The sequence below is a fragment of the Brevibacterium sp. NPDC049920 genome, assembly GCF_040656435.1.
Taxonomy (GTDB): domain Bacteria; phylum Actinomycetota; class Actinomycetes; order Actinomycetales; family Brevibacteriaceae; genus Brevibacterium; species Brevibacterium pityocampae.
On the sequence record NZ_JBFAMF010000002.1, the window covers coordinates 1 to 21,861 of the forward strand.

Here is a 21,861-nt window from a genome sequence, read left to right on the forward strand (position 1 = left end):
CAATCCTGGAACACAACACCCGCAAGCGCTACCGACTCCACCCGCCAGTGCTACCGGACCGTCCCACGCACGCTACCGAACCCCGCGGCTAAACACCGTGCTCCTTGATGAGGTCGATGTCGGCCGGCCAGGACTCGATGCGCGCCCAGGGGACCTGGAAGACCGTACCCATCGAGACGCGGATCGACCGGCGGTACAGCGGGTCCGCGCAGCTCGGGGTGACGAGGACGGCGTCCACGCCAATCGCCGCGGCTGATCTAAACGCGGCTCCAAGATTCGTATGATCGACGATGTTCTCGAAGATCGCGATCCGCGAGCGATGCTTCGGCCCTGACTCCCCTCCCTGCTGCTGCGGAGGTTTACGACCACCCACGTTCGTGTGGTCGACGATGTCCTCGACCACGACGACCCGCCGGGCATCCGCGAGCACCTCGGCGAGCGCGGGGAGCACCGGGCGGTGCACCGCGGCGAGCGCGCCCCGGTGGAGGTGGTAGCCGGTGAGCTGCTCGACGACGGCGTCCTCGCCGATGAACACCGGCGCGTGGGTCCCGGCGATGATCCCGGTGAGCGCGGCGAACCACTTGCGGGTCATGAGGAAGGAGCGCGGCACGTGGCCGGCGGCGATGGCGCGCTCGATGATCTTCGAGCTCTCCGCGATGAAGAGGCCCCGCTCGGGCTCGCGCAGGGTGCGCAGCCGCACGTCGGTGAGCCGGGTGTAGTCGGCGACCGCGGGGTCGTCGGCGGAGGTGAAGAAGCGGATCCGTGCGGCGGCGATGCCCGCGGACTCCGCGAGCGCGAGGATCTGCGCGTCGGTGAGCGCCGGCTTGCGCGGGGTGTTCATCCGCCGCTCACATCTGCAGGATGCGCCACAGCGCGACGAGGCCGAGCACGACGATGATCGCGCGGAGCAGCACCGGGCTGAACCGGCGCCCGATGCGCGCCCCGAAGTACCCGCCGATGAGCGAGCCGATCGCGATGAGGAGCACGGCGAGCCAGTCGATCCGGTCGAAGCCGACGATGATGTACACCGCGGCGGCCACCGTGTTCACCGCGAGGACGAGGACGTTCTTCGCGCCGTTGAGGCGCTGCAGCGGCTCCGGCAGCAGGAGGCCGAGGAGCGCGATGAGGATGATGCCCTGCGCGGCGGCGAAGTAGCCGCCGTAGATCGCGGTGAGGAACACCGCGAGGACGACGGCGAGCATCCGGCCGGTCGACAGCGCCGGCGGGCCCGGCACCGTGCCCGGCGCCGCACCGGACTCCGCATCGGAGCCTGCCGGCACCTCGGCGCCGGCCGCCGGCCCACCGGCCTCCCCGACCGTCTCCCCCGCCTCCCCGCGGGCGTCGGCGCGCATCGCCTTGCGCTTCTTGAGGTAGCGCTGGAGCGCCGGCTGCCCGACGACGAGCAGGAGCGCGAACACGAGGAGCACCGGGACGATGGTGATGAAGGCGTCCTCGGGCAGGGTGAGCAGCAGGTAGGCGCCGAGCAGCGCGCCGGCGAGGGAGGCGGGCAGGAGCTGGAGCAGCCGCCTGCCCTGGCCGCGGAGCTCCTCGCGGTAGCCGAACGAGGAGGCGATGTTGCCGGGGATGAGGCCCACGGCGTTGCTCATCGTCGCCGTCACCGGCGGCACGCCGAAGGCGACGAGTGCCGGGAAGGTGATGAGGGTGCCTGAGCCGACGATCGCGTTGATCGTGCCCGCACCGAGCCCGGCGAGCAGCACGAGGGCCGCTTCGAGGACGGTCATGCAGCAGCCATTCAGCCGCGCGCCCGCGCGTGGTAGCGGCCGCCCTCGTGCCCGAGCGTGACATCGGTGCCGAAGGTCGTGCTGAGGTTCTCCGAGGTCAGCGTCGAGTCGATCTCGCCGGCGGCCACAGCGGCGCCGTCCTTGAGGAGGAGCGCGTGGGTGACGCCGGTGGGGATCTCCTCGACGTGGTGGGTGACCATGACCGTCGTCGGCGCGTACTTCCCGTCGAGGATCTCGCCGAGCGCCTGGAGGAGCTCCTCGCGCCCGCCGAGGTCGAGGCCGGAGGCCGGTTCGTCGAGGAGCAGGAGCTCGGGATCGGTCATGAGGGAGCGGGCGATCTGCACGCGCTTGCGCTCGCCCTCGGACAGGCTGCCGAAGGGCCGGTCGGCGAAGCGTTCGACGGCGAAGGCGGAGAGGAGATCGCGCGCCCGGTCGAGATCGAGCTCGTCGTACTCCTCGCGCCACCGGCCGAGCACGCCGTAGGCGGCGGTGAGGATGATGTCGGTGACCTTCTCCGAGCCGGGGATCCGGGCGGCCAGCGCCGAGGAGGTGTAGCCGATGCGCGGGCGCAGCTCGAACACGTCGACCCGGCCGAGGCGCTCCCCGAGGATGTCGACCCGGCCCGAGGTCGGGTGCATGCGCCCGGCGGCGAGCTCGAGGAAGGTCGTCTTGCCGGCGCCGTTGGGGCCGAGCACCACCCAGTGCTGCCCCTCGGAGACCTCGAGGGACAGTCCGCTGAGCAGGAAGTTCGTCCCCCGCCGGACGTGGACGTCTGCAAATTCCAGCACATCGCTCATAGTGCAGACTCTAGCGCACACGGTGCGCTAGATTGTGGCGGATGGACACCGCACTGGCGACCCTCCTCACCTCGCTCACGGTCGATGCCGCGCTCGCCGGCCGGCTCTCCCCCGATGACTGCGCGCAGGTGCTGCTCGACGCCGGGATGCCGGTTCCGCTCGTACTCGAGGACGCCGTCTACGACTCCGACCCGCCGACCGGCCTGCTGCTCCTCCTCCCGGCCCTGCGCGCCCGCGGGATCGACCGGCTGCGCCTGGCGCTGCTCCACCCGACCTTCCCGTCCGCGGTGCCGCGGGTGGAGAAGTCCGCGCGCCGCACCCTCGCCCGCGCCACCGCGGTCGCCGTCACCGAATCGTCCGGCATGTCCGATGCGGTGCTCGTCCTCGACGGGGAGGCCAACCTCCGGGTGCTCGCGTGCGCCCGGGTGCCCTACGCCCCGCTCGACGTCCGCAGCGTGCCCGAGGCGGCCCGCACCCTGCGCGAGACCGTGATGGAGGGTCTCGCCCTCGTCGAGGCGCTCGGCGACGGCGTCCCGGCGGAGATGCGCAACCTCCAGTGGCGGGACTGGCAGGCGGACATGAGCGCGGCCGCCCCGCGCGCCGAGCTCACCGGTCTGCTCGCCCGGCCCGAGCAGGCCCCGCTGCTCCATGCCGCACTCGACATCCATCACGCGATGTCGCCCGTCCTGGCGCCTGCGACCGTGGGGCCCGCGGAGTTCGGCGACATGCTCGCCCGCCTCCACCGCGCGGCGGCCGCCGTGGTCACCGCGGTGAGCCGCGACAACGGGATCGGGTGACACGCGACTGCAGGGGAACCGTTCGGCCGGCGACTCCGTAGAATCGCTGTCATGCACAGGATCAGCCTCATCCACCCCGCCGGCGCCGACTGGACCGTGAGCTCGCGCCTCGTCGATGCCGGTGGTCTGGAGACCATCGTCGCCGCCGAGTCCGCCGCCCACCCGGATGCGGACGTGTTCGTCGTGCCCGAGGCGCTGAGTGAGGCCCCGCCGCAGCTCGTCCTCATGGACGTCGACTCGACCTTCCTCAACGAGGAGGTCATCGAGCTCATCGCCGCGCACGCCGGGGTCCGCGAGGAGGTCGCCCGGATCACCGACGAGGCGATGCGCGGGGAGCTCGACTTCGCCGCGAGCCTGCGCGCGCGGGTCGCCGCGCTCGCCGGGCTCCCGGAGTCCGTGCTCGCCGAGGTGCGCGAGCAGGTCACGCTGACCGCGGGCGTGCCGGAGCTCGTCGCCGCGGTGCAGGGTGCCGGCGGGGTGGTCGCGCTCGTGTCCGGTGGGTTCGCCGAAGTCGTCGTGCCGGTCGCCGCGGAGCTCGGGATCGCCGAGGTGCTCGCGAATCGACTCGCGGTGCGCGACGGCCTGCTCAGCGGTGAGGTCGACGGTCCGATCATCGACCGGCGGGCGAAGGCCGATCAGCTGCGCGTGCTGTGCGAGCGGCTCGACATCGATCCGGCGCGCACCGTGGCGATCGGCGACGGGGCGAACGACGCGGAGATGGTCCAGGCCGCCGGCTTCGGGATCGCGTTCTGCGCCAAGCCGGCGCTCGCCGAGGTCGCCGACGCCGCGCTCACCGTGCGGCGGATGGATGCCGTGTGGGCCGCGCTGACCGGGGAGCCGATCGGCTGACGGCGGGGGCCGGTGCGCCGGTCAGTCCTTGAAGCTCCGGATCTCCGGCGGCGGATAGTCTCCGGGGGCCAGTCCCCAGCGCGGGAGGTCGAACACCGCGATCGAGCTCGGGCGGAAGCGCCGCGGCACCCCGAGCGCGGGGCACAGGTGTCCGATGACGGCGCTCACCGTCGGCTCGTGCCCGACGACGTACGCCCCGGTCGCCTCCGCGGGGATCGAGTCGATGACCTCGAGCCAGGCGTCGATGTCGGCCTCGTAGAGCGCCCGGTCGGCGTGGAGCACCGGCGCGTCCGCGAGGGCGCGGGCGACGGCCTCGCTGGTCTGCACGGTGCGCAGCGCGGCGGAGGCGACGAGGTGCGTGAGCGGGTACCGGGTGAGGTGCTCGCCCGCCGCGGCCGCCTCGGCGGAGCCCGCCGCGGTGAGCGGCCGATCGAAGTCGGCCATCGGCGGGCGCGCGGCGGTGGCGTGGCGGGCGAGCACCAGGTGGGGCACGGGTGTCAGGCCCCGGTGGCGTGGAGTCCGCCGTCGACGTGGACCATCTCGCCCGTCGTCGCCGGGAACCAGTCGGAGAGCAGGGCGACGATCGCCTTGCCGGCCGGCTCGGTGTCCGTCTGCTCCCAGCCGAGCGGGGCGCGGGTGCCCCACACGTCCTCGAACGCGTCGAAGCCGGGGATCGACTTCGCGGCGGTCGTCTTGAGCGGGCCGGCGGAGACGAGGTTGACGCGGATGCCGTCGCCGCCGAGGTACTTCGCGAGGTAGCGCGAGGTCGACTCGAGCGCGGCCTTCGCCACGCCCATCCAGTCGTAGGCCGGCCAGGCGACGGTCGCGTCGAACGTCAGGCCCACCACGCCGGCGCCGCGGTTGAGCACCGGGCGGGCGGCGACGGTGATCGCCTTGAGCGAGTACGCGGAGACGTGGACGGCGTTCGACACCGATTCGAAGGGGGTGTCGAGGAAGACCCCGCCGAGCGCGTCCTTGGGGGCGAAGGCGATCGCGTGGACGATCCCGTCGATGTTCCCGCCGAGCCGCTCGGGCAGCGCGGCGAGGTCGTCCTCGTTCGTCGCGTCGAGCTCGATGACCTGCGCGGGCTGCGGCAGCCGCTCGGCGATGACCGAGGTGATCTTCATCTGCCGGCCGAACGAGGAGAGGACGACCTCAGCCCCCTGCTCCTGGGCCAGGCGGGCGGCCGCGAAGGCGATCGAAGCCTCCGTGAGCACGCCGGTGACGAGGATGCGCTTGCCGTCGAGAATTCCCATGATGTTGTCTTCCTCTCGCGTGGAGTACGCGGTGTGCGTGTGGACTCGGTGTGCGGTGTCAGTGTCCCATGCCCAGGCCGCCGTCGACCGGGATGACGGCGCCGGAGATGTAGGAGGCCTCGTCCGAGGCGATCCAGCGGACCACGGCGGCGACCTCCTCGGCCTCGGCGAAGCGCTTGGCGGGGATCGTCGCGAGGTATTCCTTCTGCTGCTTCTCCGGCAGCTCATCGGTCATCTCGGTGCGGACGAACCCGGGGGCGACGACGTTCGCGGTGATGCCGCGGGCGCCGACCTCGCGGGTGATCGAGCGGGCGAGGCCGACGAGCCCGGCCTTCGAGGACGAGTAGTTCGCCTGGCCGGCGACGCCGTAGAGCCCGGACACCGAGGAGATGAGCACGATGCGGCCCTTCTTCGCCCGGATCATCCCGGTGATCGCGCGCTTGACGGTGCGGAAGGCGCCGCCGAGGTTCGTGTTGATCACGGCGTCGAAGTCCTCGTCGGACATCCGCATGAGGAGGGTGTCGCGGGTGATCCCGGCGTTCGCGACGACGACCTCGACCGGGCCGAGCTCCTCTTCGATCCGCGTGAACGCGGCGTCGAGGGAGTCCGGGTCGGTGACGTCGGCGGACACCGCCAGCGCGCCGTCGGGGGCGTCGCCGTTCCGCGAGGTCACGGCCACCTTCTCACCGGCGGCGAGGAACGCCTCGGCGATCTTCCGCCCGATCCCCCGGTTGCCACCGGTGACGAGTACTACGCGCGAATCCGACACTGTCGCTCTCCTTGTTCGCCGACTGCTGCAGGCCGCCCGAGGGCGGGTCTCCAACCTAACGCACCTGCGCGCTCCATGAGTACGCCGCCGACAATCGGGGAGTATGCTTTTGTAGCCAGGAGCACGCGCGCGCGTGCCTCACCCCCGAGTGCTGGAAGGCCATGGCCCACAGGACGCACGCCCAACGGATCACCGAGGCCGAGGTGTCCCATGAGCAGGACATCCACACGCGGACCGTGCGATACCTCATCTCGATGGGGATCCGCATGCTCTGCTTCCTCCTCGCGGTCCTCACCCCGAGCCCCTGGCGGTGGTTCTTCGCCGCCGGCGCGATCGTGCTGCCGTGGGTCGCGGTGCTCATCGCGAATGCGGCGCGCGCCCGCGGCACCGAATCCGGCGGCGCGGTCATCGACTCCGCTCCGCTCGAGGCGCTGGCACCGGGGCCGGTGGATGGTCCCCGGTCAGGCACCGATGATGCCGGAGCCGGGGCCGAGGCGCCCGCCGCGCCCGCGGCGACCGCCGCGGACGGGGTGTACGACGGGGAGATCATCGATGGCGAGGTCATCGACGGCGACACTGCTCAGTCCGGCGACTCCGACAGCGCCCCTGATGCCGGGGACCCCGACGCCGGGCGATACGGTGGGACGAACGAGGGGAACGGAGGAAGACGGCGATGACGTGCTCGGCGAAGGCGTGCACCCGGACCGCGGAGTTCGCGCTGCTGTGGAACAACCCGCGCATCCACACCCCGGAGCGGCGCAAGGTCTGGCTCGCCTGCCCGGACCACCGCACGCACCTCCACGAGTACCTGCAGATCCGCAGCCTGCTCCGTGACGACGTCCCCGTCGCCGAGATCCCGGAGGGCGCCGGCTGATGGCCGAGCCCACGCCCCAGCCCGTTCCCCCGCCCGCCGAGCGCGGCGGCTACCGCTTCGTCCTCTCCGCACGCTGGCTGCGCTACATCGCGCTCGCGATCGTCGCCGCGGTCGCCTGCGGATTCCTCGCGAACTGGCAGGACCACCGCCGTGCCGCGCGGGATGCGGAGATCGAGCGGATCGAGACGAACTACCACGGCGCGGCCCGGCCGCTGCCCGAGGTCCTCCCCGACCGCACCGCCCCTCTGCCCGTCGACGCCGAGTGGGCGAAGGTCGCCGTCACCGGCAGCTACGACCCCGGGGCGACGGTGCTCGCACGCAACCGGAGCCTGCAGAACCAGGCCGGCTTCTACGTCGTCGTCCCGCTCGTGCTCGACTCCGGGGACACGATCGCCGTGGTCCGCGGCTGGGTGCCGACGACGAGCGAGGGATCCGCCCCCGACCCCACCGCTCTCCCCGCACCGCCGGCCGGCGAGGTCGACGTCGAGATGTGGCTGCGCCCGCGCCAGGACGCGAGCGGCGACTCCAATCCCCCGGGCCTGATCCGCGCGATCGACCCCGATGCCATCCCGGGCATGGATTCCCCCGTGACCGAGGCCTACGGGCAGCTCAGTGCCGAGGACCCGGCCCCCGCCGACGACGGCCTCACTCCCCTGCCACCGCCGAGCACCGATCCCGGCTCCCACCTGTCCTACACGTTCCAGTGGATCGTGTTCGGGATCATGATCCTCGCCGGCGTCGTCTACGCCGCCCGCCGGGAGAAGCGCGCACTCGACGCCGCACGCAGCGAGGAGGCCGCGGACGCCGCACCGACCGAGTACGTCGTCGTCGACAAGGCCGCCCTCACCCGCGGCGGCCGGCGCTCCGCCGGCGCGAGCACGGGAGGCGGGCGCTACGGGGAAGGCAGGACGACGCGGCCCGGCCGGGCGGCTCCCCGGAGCCCGCAGTCGTCCCGGAGCAAGCAGTCGTCCCGGAGCCCGCAGCGGCAGCGGACCGAGGAGGAGCTCGAGGACGCCCTCCTCGACTCCCAGGGCTACTGATTCAGGCGAGGCTGACGAGGTCGAGGTAGGTCTCGCCCCAGAGGTCCTCGTCGCCGTCGGGCAGGAGGAGCACGCGGTCGGGATCGAGCGCGGCGACCGCGCCCTCGTCGTGGGTGACGAGGACGATCGCGCCCTCGTAGCGGCGGATCGCCGACAGGATCTCCTCGCGGCTGGCCGGGTCGAGGTTGTTCGTCGGCTCGTCGAGGAGCAGCACGTTCGCGCTCGACACGACGAGCGTCGCGAGCGCGAGCCGGGTCTTCTCTCCGCCGGACAGCACTCCGGCCGGCTTGTGGACGTCATCGCCGGAGAACAGGAACGAGCCGAGCACGGAGCGCGCGGCGGTGTCGTCGAGGTGCGGCGAGCTGCGCTGCATGTTCTCGAGCACCGTCCGGTCGTGGTCGAGAGTCTCGTGCTCCTGCGCGTAGTAGCCGAGCTTGAGGCCGTGGCCGGGCACGACCTCCCCGGAATCGGCTGCCTCGAGCCCGGCGAGGATCTTGAGCAGCGTGGTCTTGCCTGCGCCGTTGAACCCGAGCACGACGACCCGGGTGCCCTTGTCGATCGCGAGGTCGACGCCGGTGAACACCTCGGTCGAGCCGTAGGACTTGCTCAGTCCCTCCGCGGTGAGCGGCACGCGGCCGCAGGCGGCAGGGGCCGGGAACCGGAGGTGGGCGACCTTGTCCGCAGCCCGCTCCGCCTCGAGCCCGGAGAGCATCCGCTCGGCCCGCTTCGCCATGTTCTGCGCCGCGACGGTCTTCGTCGCCTTGGCGCGCATCTTGTCCGCCTGCGCGCTCAGCGCGGCGGCCTTCTTCTCGACGTTCGAGCGCTCGCGCCGGCGGCGCCGCTCATCGGCCTCACGCTGTTTGAGGTACTGGCGGTAGTTCATCGCGTAGATGTCGATGCACTGCCGGTTGGCGTCGAGGAAGAACACGCGGTTGACGACCTCGTCGATGAGATCGAGATCGTGGGAGATGATGACGAGCCCGCCGGCGTAGGTCTTGAGGTAGTCGCGCAGCCACAGCACCGACTCCGCGTCGAGGTGGTTGGTCGGCTCGTCGAGGATCATCGTGTCCGGGGCCGCGAACAGGATCCGGGCGAGCTCGACGCGGCGGCGCTGGCCGCCGGACAGCGTCTGCAGCTCTCGGGACAGCAGTTCCTCGTCGAGCCCGAGGTTCGCAGCGATCGCGAAGGCCTCGGACTCGGCCGCGTAGCCGCCGGCGGCGACGAACTCCGATTCGATCCGCGGGTAGCGGTCGATCGCCTTCGACATGACGTCGGGGTCCGGGTCGGACATCTGCTCCTCGGCCCTGCGCAGCCGCCGCACGAGCACGTCGAGCTCCCGGGCGGACAGGATCCGCTCCCGGCCCGAGGCCGTGGGGTCGCCCGAGCGCGGGTCCTGCGGCAGGTAGCCGACCGTTCCGGACCGGGTGACGGTCCCGGCGTTCGGGGCGAACTCGTCCATGAGGACCTTCGTCAGAGTGGTCTTGCCGGCGCCGTTGCGGCCCACGAGACCCACCCTGTCGCCGGTGTCGACGCGGAAGGAGACATCGGTCATGAGAGTGCGCGAGCCCACGAGGACCTCGAGATCCGAGACGGCGATCATGCGTGCTTCCGTTCCATGCCGTGCTGGTCCTCCATGCCGTACTTGCGTTCCATGCCGAGTGCGATGAGCTCGGCGAGCTCGTCCTGGGGTCTGCGGGCGGCGGCCTGCGCGCGCTCGACGATCCGGTCGGCGAGCTCGGCGTCGAGCCGGCACGACACCGTCACCGGCGCGCGCTCGGGCTCCGGGTCACGAACGGAGTGCTCCGGGTCACGAGCGGGGGCTCCCGGGCCGCTGAAGCCCGGACCCGGGTCCACCGGCGTGCCCCGCCGGTAGGCCTCCGCGGCCGCCCGGGCGCGGGCGTCGGCGGCGTCGTTGAGGCGGTGGCTGCTGTGGCCCTTGACCCATTCGAGCCGGATGTCGCGGTCGCGCAGCGCGGCGTCGAGCTCCTCCATCTGGTCGCGGTTGAGGACGTCGCCGCCGTTGGCCTTCTTCCAGCCCTTGAGCTTCCACACCGGCATCCACTTCGTCACCGAGTTGATGACGTACTTCGAGTCGCAGAGCACGTGAAGCTGCTCGGAGGTGCCGGCGGTGGCGCGGAGCAGCTCGATGAGCGCCTGCAGCTCGCCGCGGTTGTTCGTCGCCTCCGGCCATCCCCCGGACCCCCACCGTTCGTCGTCGATGTACCAGGCCCAGCCGGCCGGTCCGGGGTTCCCCAGCGCCGAGCCGTCGACGGCGACCGTGATCGTCACAGAGTGTCCTTTCGTGGGATGCGGATGGAATGCACCCGGACCACCCTATGCTATTGCCATGACGTTCAATCCCGGCAGCAGACTCGACACCTCGCAGGTGTCCAAGCGCGGCGGCGGTCGCTCGGGCGGGGGCCTCGGCGGCCCCGGCATCAAGATCGGCGGCGGGCTCGGCGGGCTCGTCATCATGGTGATCATGGCACTCGTGTTCGGGCCCGAGGTCATCACCGGCGGGCAGGGCTTCACCGACAGCTCACAGGTCGACCGGCAGACCACCGGGGACGACCTCGCGACGAAGTGCCGCACCGGCGAGGACGCCAACGAGGACGTCGAGTGCCGGGTCGTCGGCACGGTCAACAGCCTCAACCAGTACTGGCAGGAGGGGGTCCACGACCTCGGGGTCGCCTACCGCGCGCCGGGTGCGGTGCTCACCAGTGGCCAGTGGCAGACGGCGTGCGGCACGGGCAGCTCCGCGATGGGCCCGTTCTACTGCCCGGGCGACGAGACCGCGTACTTCGACGTCGCGTTCTTCGCCCAGCTCCGTGACCGGTTCGGCGCCGAGCAGGGGCCGCTGCCGGAAGAGTACGTCGTCGCCCACGAGTGGGGCCACCACATCCAGACACTCACCGGGGACATCCAGCGCACCCGCGACGGGCAGACCGGCCCGCAGTCGAACGCGGTCCGCCTCGAGCTCCAGGCCGACTGCTACGCCGGGGTATGGGCCGCGAACGCCGCAGTGACCCCGGATCCGAGCACGGGCGAGCCCTACCTGCAGCCGCTCACCACGGAGGACATCTCCGCTGCGCTGTCCGCGGCCGAGGCGATCGGCGACGACTCGATCATGGAGACCTCCGGCGGCCGGGTGATCCCGGAGAACTTCACCCACGGCTCCGCCGAGCAGCGGCAGACGTGGTTCCTCCGCGGCTACCGCGACGGCCGGCCGAGCGCCTGCAACACCTTCGCCGTCGACCGGGTGTGAGCCGCCGACAGCGCCGGGAGAGGAGACGATGAGCACCCTGCACACGGACACCCGCCCGATGCGCGTCGTCGTCGCCGGCGGCACCGGGGCGCTCGGCACTGCTCTCACCGGTGCGCTGCAGCGCGCCGGGGCCGAGGCGGTCGTCCTCACCCGGCGCCCCGCCGACTCCCCCGAGCTGCTCCGCCGCACCGGGCCCGGACTGCGGTTCCGGCAGTGGGACGGCCGGAGCGTCGGGGACTGGGCAGAGGAGCTCGCCCGTACCGGGGAGGAGCGCATCGGCGTCGTCAACCTCGCCGGGGCGCTCGTCGACACCCGGCCGACGCCCGCGGGCATCGCGCGCCTCCGCGATTCGCGCGTGCGTGCCACCGAAGCGCTCGTCGCGGCCTCGCAGGAGCAGGCGCCCGTCGAGGCGTGGGTGCAGGGATCGACGACCGCGATCTGGTCCGATGCCGGGGAGGCGCGGCTCGACGAGAGCTCGCCGCTGCCTGCGGGCGCGGCCGCCCTGCCGCAGATGACCGGGGTCGCCCGCCCGTGGGAGGAGGCGGCCGCCGGGGCGCATGCCCGGCGCACCACCGTGCTGCGGACCTCGATCGTCCTCCAGCACGACTCCCCCGCGCTCGATCGGCTGGCGCTGCTCGCCCGGGCTGGGCTCGGCGGGACGGTGGGGCGCGGTGATCAGTGGTTCTCGTGGATCCAGCTCGAGGACTGGCTGCGGATCGTGCTCGCCGCGCTCGGCCTGTGCGGACCGGAGCTGCCCGGCGGCATCCTCGTCGCCGCGGCACCGCACCCGGTCCGCAACGCCGAGCTCATGGCCCGGCTGCGGACGCGGCTCGCCCCACGGCTGCCGCTGCTCGCCCCGCACGGGTTCGGACTGTCGACCCCGGCGCCGGTGCTCCGGGCCGGAGCGGTGCTCCTCGCGACGGATCCCGCGCTCGGGCTCACCGGCCGGCATGCGACCAGCCGGGTGCTCGCCGAGGCGGGATTCCGGTTCGCGCACCCCGAGCTGCCCGGCGCGCTCGCAGCGGTGCTGTGAGCCGTGGTGCTGAGAGCGGTGGTGCTGCTCAGATGTTGAAGCCGAGGGCCCGCATCTGCTCGCGGCCGTCCTCGGTGATCTTCTCCGGGCCCCACGGCGGCATCCACACCCAGTTGAGGCGGTAGGCCGGGACGATCCCCTCGAGGACCTGCGCAACCTGGTCCTCGATGACGTCGGTGAGCGGGCAGGCGGCACTCGTCAGGGTCATCTCGATGACGGCGGTGCCGTCCTCCTCGACGGCGGTGCCGTAGACGAGGCCGAGGTCGACGATGTTGACGCCGAGCTCGGGGTCGACGACGTCCATGAGTGCCTCAAGGACCTCCTCGGGCACGGCGTTGGTGGGCTGGTCGATGACTTCAGGCATGGTCTCCTCCTGCGGCGTGGGCCTGGGCGAGTGCGTCCTTGAGTGCCATCCAGGACAGCAGGGCGCATTTGATTCGGGCGGGGAACTTCGAGACCCCCTGGAAGGCGGCGGCATCGCCGAGGACGTCCTCGTCGGCCTCCCCCTGTCCGCGGGAGTGCATGAGAGTGTGGAAGGCGGCCTCGGCGGCGGCGAACCCCTCCGGTCCGGTGTCCTCGGCGATCTCGGTCAGGACCGAGGCCGAGGCCATCGAGATCGAGCAGCCCTGGCCGTCCCAGCGCACGGTGAGCGCGCCGGTGCCGGGGTCGATCTCCGCCTCCACGGTGATCTCGTCCCCGCACGTCGGGTTGACCTGGTGCGAGGAGCCGAACTGCGGGGAGCGGTCGATCCCGGTCCCGCCGAGCAGCGGCCGGTTGCCGTAGCGCTGCTTGGCGTGGTCGAGGATGACCTGCTGGTAGAGCTGCTGGAGATCGCTCATGACACTCCGAAGAAGGGGCGGACGCCGGCGAGGGCGGTGAGGAACCGCTCGCAGTCCTCGGCCGTGGTGTAGACCGAGGCGCTCGCGCGGGTGGTGGCGGTGAGCCCGTAGCGGCGGTGGAGCGGCTGTGCGCAGTGGTGGCCCACCCGCACCGCGATCCCCGCGTCGTCGAGCACCTGGCCGACATCGTGGGCGTGGACGCCCTCGACGTCGAAGGCGACGGAGGCGATCCGCGCCGCCGAGGCGTCCGGGCCGATCCGGCGCACGCCGGGCACCCGGTCGATCCCCTCGACGAGGATCCCGGCGATCTCGGCCTCGTGCGCGGCGACATCGGCCATCCCCGTCTCGGAGAGGTAGCCCACGGCCGCACCGAGCCCGGCGACCTGCGCGACCGGCTGGGTGCCGGCCTCGAAGCGCTGCGGGGCCGGCATGAACTCCGCGGACTCCATGTCGACGGTGGTGATCATCGAGCCGCCGGTGAGGACCGGGGGCAGGGTGTCGAGGAGCTCGGCGCGCCCGTAGAGCACGCCGATCCCGGTGGGTCCGAGCATCTTGTGCCCGGAGAAGGCCGCGAAGTCGACGTCGAGCGCGGCGAGGTCGACGGGCAGGTGGGGCACCGACTGGCAGGCGTCGAGCACGGTGAGCGCCCCGACCTCGCGGGCCCGGGCGACGAGCCGCTCGACGGGATTGATCGTGCCGAGGACGTTCGAGGCGTGGGTGAAGGCGAGGACCTTCGTCGTGGTGTCGACGATCTCCTCGAGATCGCCCAGCTCGAGGTGCCCGTCGTCGGTGAGCGGCAGGTGGCGCAGGCGCGCACCGGTGAGGCGGGCGAGCTGCTGCCACGGGATGAGGTTCGCGTGGTGCTCCATCTCGGTGACGACGATCGAGTCCCCGGGGCCGATCCGGTACCGCTGCGCCTCCGGACCGCCGAGGCCGGCCGCGGCGTGCGCGAGGCCGAGCGCGACGACGTTGAGCGCCTCGGTGGCGTTCTTCGTCCACACGATCTCGCGGATCCCGGCGCCGACGAAGTCCGCGACCGCCGCGCGCCCGGACTCGAACGCATCGGTGGCCTCCACCGCGAGGCTGTGCGCCCCGCGGTGGACGGCGGAGTTGCGGTGCGCATAGAAGTCGAGCTCGGCGTCGATGACGCACTGCGGCTTCTGCGCGGTGGCCCCGGAGTCCAGGTACACCAGCGGCGACCCCCCGACCTCGCGGGCGAGGATCGGGAAGTCGTTGCGGATGCGCTGCACCTCGGCGGCCGAGAGCATCAGGCTCCCACGCCGAGGAAGCGGTCGTAGCCCTCGTTCTCGAGGCGCTCGGCGAGCTCGGCGCCGCCCTCCTCGGCGATCCGGCCGTTGACCATGACGTGGACGTAGTCGGGCTGGATGTAGCGCAGGATGCGGGTGTAGTGGGTGATGAGGAGGACGCCGACGTCGGTCTTCTCCTTGACCCGGTTGACCCCCTCGGACACGATCCGCAGCGCGTCGACGTCGAGGCCGGAGTCGGTCTCGTCGAGGATCGCGAAACGCGGCTTGAGGAGCTCCATCTGGAGGATCTCGTGGCGCTTCTTCTCACCGCCGGAGAAGCCCTCGTTGACGTTGCGCGAGGCGAACGCGGGGTCGACGCGGAGGTTCTTCATCGCCTCGGAGAGGTCCTTGGTCCAGGTGCGGAGCTTCGGCGCCTCGCCGTCGATCGCGGTCTTCGCGGTGCGCAGGAAGTTCGTCACGGTGACGCCGGGGACCTCGACGGGGTACTGCATGGCGAGGAACAGGCCGGCCTTGGCGCGCTCGTCGACGCTCATCTCGAGGATGTCCTCGCCGTCGATCGCGGCGGTGCCGGAGGTCACGGTGTAGCCGGGGTGGCCGGCCAACGCGTAGGCCAGCGTCGACTTCCCGGAGCCGTTCGGGCCCATGATCGCGTGGGTCTCGGTGGAGTTGATGTCGAGGTTGACGCCGCGCAGGATCTCCTTGGCACCGGCGTCGGTCTCGACGCTGACGTGGAGGTCGCGGATGGAGAGAGTGGACATGGGTTTCCTTACTGTTCAGGACTGGTGGGGTCGACGTAGATCATGCCGTCGCGCTCGCTGCACGGGTAGACGGCGACCGGCTCGAAGGCCGGCGGAGTGAGCGGCCTGCCGGTGGTGAGGTCGAAGGCGGAGCCGTGGAGCCAGCACTCGATCGAGCAGCCGGACACCTCCCCCTCGGCGAGGGACACCTCGCCGTGGGTGCACAGGTCGTCGATCGCGTGCACGGCGCCGTCGTCGGTCCGGGCGATGCAGATCTCCCGGCCCTCGAGGACGACGCGGATCGCGTCACCGGGGTCGACGGCGCTCGCGGCGCAGGCGGCGAGCTCGCTCACATCATGCTCCGGGAGAGCTCGTCCTCGATCCTTGCGGACAGGACCTCTTCGATCGCGGGCACGCGGATCTGTCCGATGACCTCGTGGAAGAAGCCGCGGACCACGAGCCGACGGGCCTCGACCTCGTCGATGCCGCGGCTCATGAGGTAGAACAGGTGCTCCTCGTCGAAGCGGCCGGTCGAGGACGCGTGGCCTGCGCCCTCGATGTCGCCGGTCTCGATCTCGAGGTTCGGCACGGAGTCCGCCCGGGCGCCCTCGGTGAGGACGAGGTTGCGGTTGAGCTCGTAGGTGTTGATGCCGATCGCCTCGGGGCGGATCAGCACGTCGCCGATCCACACGCTGCGCGCATCGGTGCCCTGCAGTGCACCCTTGTACATGACGTCGGACACCGCCTGCGGCGTGTTGTGGTCGATGTACGTGCGGTGCTCGAGGTGCTGGCCGGCGTCGGCGAAGTAGAGGCCGAGGAGCTGCGCCTCTCCCCCGGGCCCGTCGTAGCGGACGTTGGAGTTGAGCCGCACGATGTCGCCGCCGAGCGAGATCGCGATGTGCTTGTACTGCGCGTCCTTGCCGACGATCGCGTCGTGCTGGCCGAGGTGGGCCGAGCCGTCCTCCCACAGCTGGAGCGACACGAAGGTCAGCTGCGCGCCGGCCCCGACGACGATCGAGACGAGCTCGGAGTACTGTGCGGTGCCCTCGTGCTCGACGACAATCGTCGCGCGCGCGTTGTCGCCGACGGTGAGGAGGATGTGGCCGTGCACCGGGTCGGTCCCGGCGCCGTCGGCGTGGACGACGACGGCCTCGGGCACCTCGGCGCCGGCCTCGACCGCGTAGTGGCGGATCCCGCCGGAGCGGGCCGCGGCGATCGCGGCCGGGCGGTCCTCGGGCTCCATGATGCCCTGGGCGCGGGCGGTGTCGAGGTCGATGGTCTCCACCGACACACCGGCGGGGAGCTCCTCGGTGAAGCGCAGCTCGGCGCCGGTGCCGGCGTCCTCGAGCAGCGGCGCGAGTCGGCGGACCGGGGTGAAGCGCCATTCCTCCTCGCGGCCCGTGACCTGCGGGAAATCGGCGACGTCGAAGCTCCGGGTGCGCTCGCTGCGCGAGGCGACGGGTACCTGGACCTCGGCAGCGCTCTGCACGGTGTCTGTCATGTGTGTTCTGTCTCCTTCGTGGACGGGGTGGGGCCGGGCGCGGACGGCCGGCTCAGCCCACCGCGCCTTCCATCTGCAGTTCGATGAGCCGGTTGAGCTCGAGGGCGTACTCCATCGGGAGCTCGCGGGCGATCGGCTCGATGAAGCCGCGCACGATCATCGCCATCGCCTCGGTCTCCTCGAGGCCGCGGCTCATGAGGTAGAACAGCTGGTCGGCGCTCACCTTCGACACCGTCGCCTCGTGTCCGAGCGATACGTCGTCCTCGCGGATGTCGATGTAGGGGTAGGTGTCGGAGCGGGAGATGTTGTCGACGAGCAGGGCGTCGCACAGCACGGTGTTCGACGCGCCCTTGGCCCCCGGGTGGACGTGGACGAGACCGCGGTAGCCGGCCCGTCCCCCGTTGCGGGCGACCGACTTCGACACGATCGAGGAGTGGGTGTTCGGTGCGGCGTGGACCATCTTGGCCCCGGTGTCCTGGTGCTGGCCGGTCCCGGCGAAGGCCACGGACAGGGTCTCCCCGCGCGCGTGCTCGCCGGTCATCCAGATCGCCGGGTACTTCATGGTGACCTTCGAGCCGATGTTGCCGTCGACCCATTCCATGGTCGCGCCGGACTCCGCGATCGCACGCTTCGTCACGAGGTTGTACACGTTGTTCGACCAGTTCTGGATGGTCGTGTAGCGCACGCGGGCGTCCTTCTTCGCGATGATCTCGACGACCGCCGAGTGGAGCGAGTCGGACTTGTAGATCGGCGCGGTGCAGCCCTCGACGTAGTGCACGTAGGAGCCCTCGTCGGCGATGATGAGCGTGCGCTCGAACTGGCCCATGTTCTCGGTGTTGATGCGGAAGTAGGCCTGGAGCGGGATCTCCACGTGGACGCCCTTGGGGACGTAGATGAAGGAGCCGCCGGACCACACCGCGGTGTTGAGCGCGGAGAACTTGTTGTCGCCCGAGGGGATGACGGTGCCGAAGTACTCCTCGAACAGCTCGGGGTGCTCCTTGAGCGCGGTGTCGGTGTCGAGGAAGATCACGCCCTGGCGCTCGAGCTCCTCGTTGATCTTGTGGTAGACGACCTCGGACTCGTACTGCGCGGCCACGCCGGCGACGAGCCGCTGCTTCTCCGCCTCCGGGATGCCGAGCCGGTCGTAGGTGTTCTTGATGTCCTCGGGGAGATCCTCCCAGGACTGCGCCTGACCCTCGGTCGAGCGCACGAAGTACTTGATGTCGTCGAAGTCGATCCCGGTGAGGTCGGCGCCCCAGCTGGGCATCGGCTTCTTCTCGAACAGCTTGAGGGCCTTGAGGCGGCGCTGGAGCATCCACTCCGGCTCCTCCTTGAGGGCGGAGATGTTGCGCACCACGTCCTCGCTCAGGCCGCGCTGCGCCGCGGCGCCGGCGTCGTTCGAGTCGTGCCAGCCGTAGGCGTAGTTGCCGATGTCCTTGAGCTCGGGGTTCGCTTCGAGGATCGGGTTGGTCTCGGTGGTATCGGTCACCGTGAGCCTCCTTGGTTGCGGTCGGTCTGGTCGATCAACGGGCGGTTGAGGACCGAGGTCGGGATGTGCGTGGTGCAGACGTGGTCGCCGTTGGCCAGGGTGGACAGGCGGCGGACGTCGACGTCGAGGTGCTCGGCGAACAGCTGGAGCTCCGCCTCGCAGAACTCCGGGTACTCCTTCGCGACGTGCTGGATCGGGCAGTGGCCCTGGCACAGCTGGATCGCCTCGAGCGGGGTGCCCACGGCGACCGGCGAGGCCGAGGCCGCGAAGCCCTCCGCGGACAGCGCGGCGGCGAGCTGCCGGGCCCGGCCGACGACGGTCGGCTCGGGGCGCTCGGTGCGCGCCCGCAGGCGCTGCCCGAGCTCCGCGACGTGCTCGGCGGCGAACTCGGCGACCGCCTCGCGGCCGGAGCGCCGCTCGACGAAGCCGAGGACATCGACGGCGAGGTCGTCGTAGGTGTGGCTGATCAGCTCGTGGCCCTGCGCGGTGACGACGTACTGCCGGGCGGGCCGCCCCCGGCCGGCCCGGGTCCCGGCGAGCCGGCGGACCTCGATGAGGCCGTCGGCCTCGAGGGCGTCGAAGTGGCGGCGGATCGCCGCGGCGGTGAGGTCCATGACCTTCGCCACGCCGGAGGCGCTCACCGGACCGAGATCGAGCACCGCGCCGAGCACCCGCTGGCGGGTGCGGGCGTCCTCGGACCGGGCGATGGCATGCGATGACATGGTTCTCCTTCCGGGTGCCGAGGGTGGTGCTCTGCGTTATACAAGACAATTGTTGCGTAATCTATTCCACTGTAAACGAAGGCGAGCCTAAGCCCCGGTCGCGGACCCGTCGCGGCCCGGGCGCTCCCCGGAGCGGGGCCACGCGTACACTGGTCGACCGTGACGACCGCACCCCTGAGCCTGACCGGGCTCGGCTTCGACTACCGGGCCCGGCCCGCGCTCGAATCGATCTCGCTCACCGCCGACGCCGGGCGCGTCCACGCGGTGCTCGGCCCCAACGGCGCCGGCAAGTCGACGACGATCGCCTGCGCGGTGGGCCTCCTGCGCCCGGCGCGCGGCACGGTCCGGATCTTCGGGGCCGACCCCGTGGCCGAGCACACCCGCACCGCCGGGCTCACCGGGGTCATGCTCCAGGACGGCGGGCTGCCCATGGCCGCGCGGCCGCTCGCGGTCCTCACCCACCTCGCCCGGATGTACGCGGACCCGCTCGATGTCACCGCGCTCGCCGAGCGGCTCGGGATCACCGGCTTCGCCGACCGCACCATCCGCCGGCTGTCCGGCGGGCAGCGCCAGCGGGTCGGGCTCGCCGCCGCGCTCGTCGGCCGTCCGCGCCTCGTGTTCCTCGACGAGCCCACCGCCGGCCTCGACCCGCAGGCGTCCCTCGTCGTGCACGAGGTCATCGGCGAGCTCCGCGCCGACGGCGTGGCCGTCGTCCTCACCACCCACGACATGGCCGATGCGCAGGCGCTCGCCGACACCGTGACGATCATCGACCACGGTCGGGTCATCGCCCAGGGCACACCGGCCGAGCTCACCGCCGCCGCCGACGGCGCGCACAGCCTGCGGATGCGCCTGCCCGGCGACGCCCCGGCCGGGCTCGCCGCCGCGCTCGAGGCGTTCGGCACCGTCACCGTCCACGGCCCCGTGCTCACCGTGTCCGGCGACATCGGCCCGGCCGCGCTCGCCGGCCTCACCGCGGAGCTCGCCGCCCGTGGGGTGCGGGTCGACGACCTCTCCCTGCACGGGCGCACCCTCGGCGACGTGTTCCTCGAGCTCACCGGCAGGAGCCTGCGATGACGGAGCCCGCGACGACACCCTCCTCCCCGGCCTCCCCGGCCTCCCGGCGCATCCTCGCGCAGGCCGGGTTCGAGGCGCGTTCGATCCTCCGCAACGGCGAGCAGCTCCTCCTCTCCCTCGTGCTCCCGATCATCGTGCTCCTCGGGCTGTCCCTCACCGGGATCCTCGACGTGCTCGGCCTCGGCATCGGCGGCCACTCCCCCGTCGCCGTCGCGACCTCCGGGGTGCTCGGCCTCGCGATCGCCTCGACTGCCTTCACCGGGCAGGCGATCTCCACGGGGTTCGACCGCCGCTACGGTGTGCTCCGCCAGCTCGCCACCACCCCGCTCGGCACCACGGGCCTGATCTGGGGCAAGCTGCTCGCCGTGCTCCTCGTCGTCGCCGTCCAGTTCGCGCTGCTCGGCGGCATCGCCCTCGTCCTCGGCATCACCGCCCCGGTCGCCCACCTCGCCGTCGTCGTCGCCGGACTGCTCGGGACGGCGGTCATGCTCACCTGGGGGCTCGTGCTCGCCGGGACCCTGCGCGCAGAGGCGACGCTCGCGCTCGCCAACCTCCTGTGGGTGCTCATGGCCTCGGTCGGCGGGCTCGTCGTCGCTCACGACGGGCTGTGGGGCCGGCTCGTGTCGTGGACGCCCTCGGGGGCGCTCGGCGATGCCATGCGCAGCGCGGTGCTCGACGGCGCGATCGACCTGCGCGCCTGTGCGGTGATGCTCGCCTGGACGCTCCTCGGGCTGCTCGCGGCCCGCCGCTTCTTCGACTTCGACGGACGGTAGAATGGCCCGCATGACGACCCCCGCAGCCCCCGCACCGCCCGCCGGCTCCCGCTGGCAGCCCGCCACCGTCACCCGGCTCGTGAGCGCCGCGGCGTGGACGATGCTGTTCGCCCAGTCGGCGATCATCGTCACCGGTGCGCTCGTGCGGCTCACCGGCTCCGGGCTCGGCTGTCCGACCTGGCCGATGTGCACCGACGAGTCCCTCGTCAACACCCCGGAGATGGGCATCCACGGCTACATCGAGTTCGGCAACCGGCTGCTCGGGGTCGCGCTCGGACTGCTCGGCGTCGCGATCCTCGTCCTCCTGTGGCGCCTCCGCAGGACCCGCCCCGACCTCTTCTGGCTGACGTTCTGGCTCACCGCCGTGGTGCCCTTCCAGGCGCTCCTCGGCGGCCTCACCGTGCGCACCCAGCTCAACCCGTGGATCGTCGCCGCCCACTTCATCCCCTCGGCGATCGCCGTCGGCGCGTCGGCCTACCTCGTGCGCCGCACCGCGGACTCCGGCCGGGACCCCCGGCCGCTCGGCACCCCGCTGCTGCGCGGCCTGTGCTGGGCGATCGGCGGGCTCATGGTCGTCATCGTGCTCCTCGGCGTCCTCGTCACCGGGGCCGGCCCGCATGCCGGGGACGTCATCAGTGCCCGCAACGGCCTCGACACGGTGATGATCTCCCGCCTCCACGCGATCCCGGTCTGGCTGCTCATCGGCGCGACGGTCCTCGCCCGCATCCTGTCCGCACGGCAGGGGCTGAGCGAGCTGTCCCGTGCGCTCACCGTGCTCCTCCTCGTCGAGGCGGCGCAGGGCGCGATCGGCTACTTCCAGTACTTCACCGGCCTGCCGATCGCCGCCGTCGCCCTCCACCTCGTGGGCGCCTGCCTCGTCATCGCCGCGACCGTCGCCGTCGTCGACGCCTGCTACCGCCGTGCGCCGCTGCCGGCCACCGCCGTCCCGGACTCCCCGCAGGCGGTCCACCAGACGGTGTGACCGCAGCCGGCCCGCCACCGCCGCCGTGAGCCATCCCATGCCCTACCTGGG

General features: G+C 71.9%; 25 protein-coding genes and 1 pseudogene. 10 read left to right on the forward strand and 16 right to left on the reverse strand.

The genetic code is table 11. The features are described from left to right. Positions 1 to 94 precede the first annotated feature (94 nt). The 3 genes and pseudogenes from AB0I45_RS01830 to AB0I45_RS01840 all read right to left on the reverse strand — a co-directional run. Positions 95 to 841, reverse strand: a pseudogene (locus tag AB0I45_RS01830) (TrmH family RNA methyltransferase); the annotation flags it as partial. Between the two features lie 7 nt (positions 842 to 848). Next, positions 849 to 1,742, reverse strand: coding sequence for a sulfite exporter TauE/SafE family protein (locus tag AB0I45_RS01835; RefSeq protein WP_345031085.1), 894 nt, complete (start codon positions 1,740 to 1,742; stop codon positions 849 to 851). Between the two features lie 11 nt (positions 1,743 to 1,753). Further along, a complete protein-coding gene (locus AB0I45_RS01840; protein WP_295690704.1) occupies positions 1,754 to 2,539 on the reverse strand; it encodes an ABC transporter ATP-binding protein in 786 nt (261 codons plus the stop codon). 41 nt (positions 2,540 to 2,580) lie between these two features. Here AB0I45_RS01840 and AB0I45_RS01845 point away from each other — a divergent pair, with 41 nt between their 5' ends. Both AB0I45_RS01845 and serB read left to right on the forward strand, forming a co-directional pair. After that, the gene (locus AB0I45_RS01845; protein ID WP_295690707.1) at positions 2,581 to 3,336 is read left to right on the forward strand and encodes a hypothetical protein; all 756 of its coding nucleotides are present in this window, start codon (positions 2,581 to 2,583) and stop codon (positions 3,334 to 3,336) included. Positions 3,337 to 3,387: 51 nt separating this feature from the next. Then, positions 3,388 to 4,185: a phosphoserine phosphatase SerB gene (gene serB / locus AB0I45_RS01850; protein ID WP_295690709.1), complete on the forward strand. Its 798-nt coding sequence runs from the start codon at positions 3,388 to 3,390 to the stop codon at positions 4,183 to 4,185. 21 nt (positions 4,186 to 4,206) lie between these two features. Here serB and AB0I45_RS01855 read toward each other — a convergent pair whose 3' ends face one another. Genes AB0I45_RS01855 through fabG form a run of 3 tightly spaced genes read right to left on the reverse strand, consistent with a single transcriptional unit; the run spans position 4,207 to position 6,210 of the window. Further along, positions 4,207 to 4,677 (reverse strand): histidine phosphatase family protein, encoded by a 471-nt coding sequence (locus tag AB0I45_RS01855; protein ID WP_295690711.1) that lies wholly within the window; start codon positions 4,675 to 4,677, stop codon positions 4,207 to 4,209. 5 nt (positions 4,678 to 4,682) lie between these two features. Continuing rightward, the gene (gene fabI / locus AB0I45_RS01860; RefSeq protein WP_276087701.1) at positions 4,683 to 5,441 is read right to left on the reverse strand and encodes an enoyl-ACP reductase FabI; all 759 of its coding nucleotides are present in this window, start codon (positions 5,439 to 5,441) and stop codon (positions 4,683 to 4,685) included. 58 nt (positions 5,442 to 5,499) lie between these two features. Beyond that, positions 5,500 to 6,210 (reverse strand): 3-oxoacyl-ACP reductase FabG, encoded by a 711-nt coding sequence (gene fabG / locus AB0I45_RS01865; RefSeq protein ID WP_265809374.1) that lies wholly within the window; start codon positions 6,208 to 6,210, stop codon positions 5,500 to 5,502. 161 nt (positions 6,211 to 6,371) lie between these two features. Between fabG and AB0I45_RS01870 the strand changes: the two genes are divergently transcribed. Genes AB0I45_RS01870 through AB0I45_RS01880 form a run of 3 tightly spaced genes read left to right on the forward strand, consistent with a single transcriptional unit; the run spans position 6,372 to position 8,124 of the window. Then, entirely contained in the window at positions 6,372 to 6,887 is a 516-nt protein-coding gene (locus AB0I45_RS01870; protein WP_247424748.1) for a DUF3099 domain-containing protein, read from the forward strand. After that, a complete protein-coding gene (locus AB0I45_RS01875) occupies positions 6,884 to 7,084 on the forward strand; it encodes a hypothetical protein (RefSeq protein ID WP_247424751.1) in 201 nt (66 codons plus the stop codon). The genes AB0I45_RS01870 and AB0I45_RS01875 overlap by 4 nt, the downstream gene beginning before the upstream one ends. Beyond that, on the forward strand, positions 7,084 to 8,124 hold the full coding sequence (locus AB0I45_RS01880; protein ID WP_247424754.1) for an SURF1 family protein: 1,041 nt from the start codon (positions 7,084 to 7,086) through the stop codon (positions 8,122 to 8,124). The genes AB0I45_RS01875 and AB0I45_RS01880 overlap by 1 nt, the downstream gene beginning before the upstream one ends. Before the next feature lies 1 nt (position 8,125). Here the strand turns inward: AB0I45_RS01880 and AB0I45_RS01885 are convergent, their stop codons facing one another. Both AB0I45_RS01885 and AB0I45_RS01890 read right to left on the reverse strand, forming a co-directional pair. Continuing rightward, positions 8,126 to 9,724: an ABC-F family ATP-binding cassette domain-containing protein gene (locus AB0I45_RS01885; protein WP_345031088.1), complete on the reverse strand. Its 1,599-nt coding sequence runs from the start codon at positions 9,722 to 9,724 to the stop codon at positions 8,126 to 8,128. Beyond that, a complete protein-coding gene (locus AB0I45_RS01890) occupies positions 9,721 to 10,413 on the reverse strand; it encodes a ribonuclease H (RefSeq protein WP_345031091.1) in 693 nt (230 codons plus the stop codon). Before AB0I45_RS01890 ends, AB0I45_RS01885 begins: the two co-directional genes overlap by 4 nt. A 58-nt stretch (positions 10,414 to 10,471) precedes the next feature. Here AB0I45_RS01890 and AB0I45_RS01895 point away from each other — a divergent pair, with 58 nt between their 5' ends. Further along, entirely contained in the window at positions 10,472 to 11,389 is a 918-nt protein-coding gene (locus tag AB0I45_RS01895; RefSeq protein WP_137319745.1) for a neutral zinc metallopeptidase, read from the forward strand. Positions 11,390 to 11,417: 28 nt separating this feature from the next. Next, complete coding sequence (locus AB0I45_RS01900) at positions 11,418 to 12,422, forward strand: DUF1731 domain-containing protein (protein WP_345031095.1); 1,005 nt, start codon at positions 11,418 to 11,420, stop codon at positions 12,420 to 12,422. A gap of 28 nt (positions 12,423 to 12,450) precedes the next feature. Here AB0I45_RS01900 and AB0I45_RS01905 read toward each other — a convergent pair whose 3' ends face one another. Genes AB0I45_RS01905 through AB0I45_RS01940 form a run of 8 tightly spaced genes read right to left on the reverse strand, consistent with a single transcriptional unit; the run spans position 12,451 to position 18,978 of the window. Then, on the reverse strand, positions 12,451 to 12,786 hold the full coding sequence (locus tag AB0I45_RS01905; RefSeq protein ID WP_137319746.1) for a metal-sulfur cluster assembly factor: 336 nt from the start codon (positions 12,784 to 12,786) through the stop codon (positions 12,451 to 12,453). Then, positions 12,779 to 13,261 carry a Fe-S cluster assembly sulfur transfer protein SufU gene (gene sufU / locus AB0I45_RS01910; protein WP_137319747.1) on the reverse strand — a complete coding sequence of 161 codons (483 nt, stop codon included), beginning with the start codon at positions 13,259 to 13,261 and terminating at the stop codon, positions 12,779 to 12,781. Before sufU ends, AB0I45_RS01905 begins: the two co-directional genes overlap by 8 nt. Then, complete coding sequence (locus AB0I45_RS01915) at positions 13,258 to 14,529, reverse strand: SufS family cysteine desulfurase (protein ID WP_345031101.1); 1,272 nt, start codon at positions 14,527 to 14,529, stop codon at positions 13,258 to 13,260. Before AB0I45_RS01915 ends, sufU begins: the two co-directional genes overlap by 4 nt. Further along, a complete protein-coding gene (sufC, locus tag AB0I45_RS01920) occupies positions 14,529 to 15,287 on the reverse strand; it encodes a Fe-S cluster assembly ATPase SufC (protein ID WP_247424767.1) in 759 nt (252 codons plus the stop codon). Before sufC ends, AB0I45_RS01915 begins: the two co-directional genes overlap by 1 nt. 8 nt (positions 15,288 to 15,295) lie before the next feature. Beyond that, a complete protein-coding gene (locus tag AB0I45_RS01925; protein WP_137319750.1) occupies positions 15,296 to 15,619 on the reverse strand; it encodes a non-heme iron oxygenase ferredoxin subunit in 324 nt (107 codons plus the stop codon). Beyond that, entirely contained in the window at positions 15,616 to 16,767 is a 1,152-nt protein-coding gene (gene sufD, locus AB0I45_RS01930) for a Fe-S cluster assembly protein SufD (RefSeq protein ID WP_137319751.1), read from the reverse strand. Before sufD ends, AB0I45_RS01925 begins: the two co-directional genes overlap by 4 nt. Positions 16,768 to 16,819: 52 nt before the next feature. After that, positions 16,820 to 18,256, reverse strand: a complete 1,437-nt coding sequence (gene sufB, locus AB0I45_RS01935) for a Fe-S cluster assembly protein SufB (protein ID WP_295688735.1) — start codon at positions 18,254 to 18,256, stop codon at positions 16,820 to 16,822. Continuing rightward, a complete protein-coding gene (locus AB0I45_RS01940; protein WP_265809382.1) occupies positions 18,253 to 18,978 on the reverse strand; it encodes a helix-turn-helix domain-containing protein in 726 nt (241 codons plus the stop codon). The genes sufB and AB0I45_RS01940 overlap by 4 nt, the downstream gene beginning before the upstream one ends. A gap of 159 nt (positions 18,979 to 19,137) precedes the next feature. On the opposite strand from AB0I45_RS01940, the gene AB0I45_RS01945 reads away from it, so the two are divergent. From AB0I45_RS01945 to AB0I45_RS01955, 3 genes are read left to right on the forward strand one after another with little or no spacing between them, the layout of a single operon-like run. Then, on the forward strand, positions 19,138 to 20,055 hold the full coding sequence (locus AB0I45_RS01945; protein ID WP_137319753.1) for an ABC transporter ATP-binding protein: 918 nt from the start codon (positions 19,138 to 19,140) through the stop codon (positions 20,053 to 20,055). Beyond that, positions 20,052 to 20,828, forward strand: a complete 777-nt coding sequence (locus AB0I45_RS01950) for an ABC transporter permease (RefSeq protein WP_247424773.1) — start codon at positions 20,052 to 20,054, stop codon at positions 20,826 to 20,828. Before AB0I45_RS01945 ends, AB0I45_RS01950 begins: the two co-directional genes overlap by 4 nt. Before the next feature lie 10 nt (positions 20,829 to 20,838). Further along, entirely contained in the window at positions 20,839 to 21,810 is a 972-nt protein-coding gene (locus AB0I45_RS01955; RefSeq protein ID WP_295688732.1) for a COX15/CtaA family protein, read from the forward strand. Positions 21,811 to 21,861 lie beyond the last annotated feature (51 nt).

What these genes read in the sequence shown, in the direction of transcription:
- AB0I45_RS01835 (WP_345031085.1), bottom strand. Translation starts at nt 1,742, where the DNA reads ATGACCGTCCTCGAAGCGGCCCTCGTGCTGCTCGCCGGGCTCGGTGCG.
- AB0I45_RS01840 (WP_295690704.1), bottom strand. Translation starts at nt 2,539, where the DNA reads ATGAGCGATGTGCTGGAATTTGCAGACGTCCACGTCCGGCGGGGGACG.
- AB0I45_RS01845 (WP_295690707.1), top strand. Translation starts at nt 2,581, where the DNA reads ATGGACACCGCACTGGCGACCCTCCTCACCTCGCTCACGGTCGATGCC.
- serB (WP_295690709.1), top strand. Translation starts at nt 3,388, where the DNA reads ATGCACAGGATCAGCCTCATCCACCCCGCCGGCGCCGACTGGACCGTG.
- fabI (WP_276087701.1), bottom strand. Translation starts at nt 5,441, where the DNA reads ATGGGAATTCTCGACGGCAAGCGCATCCTCGTCACCGGCGTGCTCACG.
- AB0I45_RS01870 (WP_247424748.1), top strand. Translation starts at nt 6,372, where the DNA reads ATGGCCCACAGGACGCACGCCCAACGGATCACCGAGGCCGAGGTGTCC.
- AB0I45_RS01875 (WP_247424751.1), top strand. Translation starts at nt 6,884, where the DNA reads ATGACGTGCTCGGCGAAGGCGTGCACCCGGACCGCGGAGTTCGCGCTG.
- AB0I45_RS01880 (WP_247424754.1), top strand. Translation starts at nt 7,084, where the DNA reads ATGGCCGAGCCCACGCCCCAGCCCGTTCCCCCGCCCGCCGAGCGCGGC.
- AB0I45_RS01885 (WP_345031088.1), bottom strand. Translation starts at nt 9,724, where the DNA reads ATGATCGCCGTCTCGGATCTCGAGGTCCTCGTGGGCTCGCGCACTCTC.
- AB0I45_RS01895 (WP_137319745.1), top strand. Translation starts at nt 10,472, where the DNA reads ATGACGTTCAATCCCGGCAGCAGACTCGACACCTCGCAGGTGTCCAAG.
- AB0I45_RS01900 (WP_345031095.1), top strand. Translation starts at nt 11,418, where the DNA reads ATGAGCACCCTGCACACGGACACCCGCCCGATGCGCGTCGTCGTCGCC.
- AB0I45_RS01905 (WP_137319746.1), bottom strand. Translation starts at nt 12,786, where the DNA reads ATGCCTGAAGTCATCGACCAGCCCACCAACGCCGTGCCCGAGGAGGTC.
- sufU (WP_137319747.1), bottom strand. Translation starts at nt 13,261, where the DNA reads ATGAGCGATCTCCAGCAGCTCTACCAGCAGGTCATCCTCGACCACGCC.
- AB0I45_RS01915 (WP_345031101.1), bottom strand. Translation starts at nt 14,529, where the DNA reads ATGCTCTCGGCCGCCGAGGTGCAGCGCATCCGCAACGACTTCCCGATC.
- sufC (WP_247424767.1), bottom strand. Translation starts at nt 15,287, where the DNA reads ATGTCCACTCTCTCCATCCGCGACCTCCACGTCAGCGTCGAGACCGAC.
- sufD (WP_137319751.1), bottom strand. Translation starts at nt 16,767, where the DNA reads ATGACAGACACCGTGCAGAGCGCTGCCGAGGTCCAGGTACCCGTCGCC.
- AB0I45_RS01940 (WP_265809382.1), bottom strand. Translation starts at nt 18,978, where the DNA reads ATGTCATCGCATGCCATCGCCCGGTCCGAGGACGCCCGCACCCGCCAG.
- AB0I45_RS01950 (WP_247424773.1), top strand. Translation starts at nt 20,052, where the DNA reads ATGACGGAGCCCGCGACGACACCCTCCTCCCCGGCCTCCCCGGCCTCC.
- AB0I45_RS01955 (WP_295688732.1), top strand. Translation starts at nt 20,839, where the DNA reads ATGACGACCCCCGCAGCCCCCGCACCGCCCGCCGGCTCCCGCTGGCAG.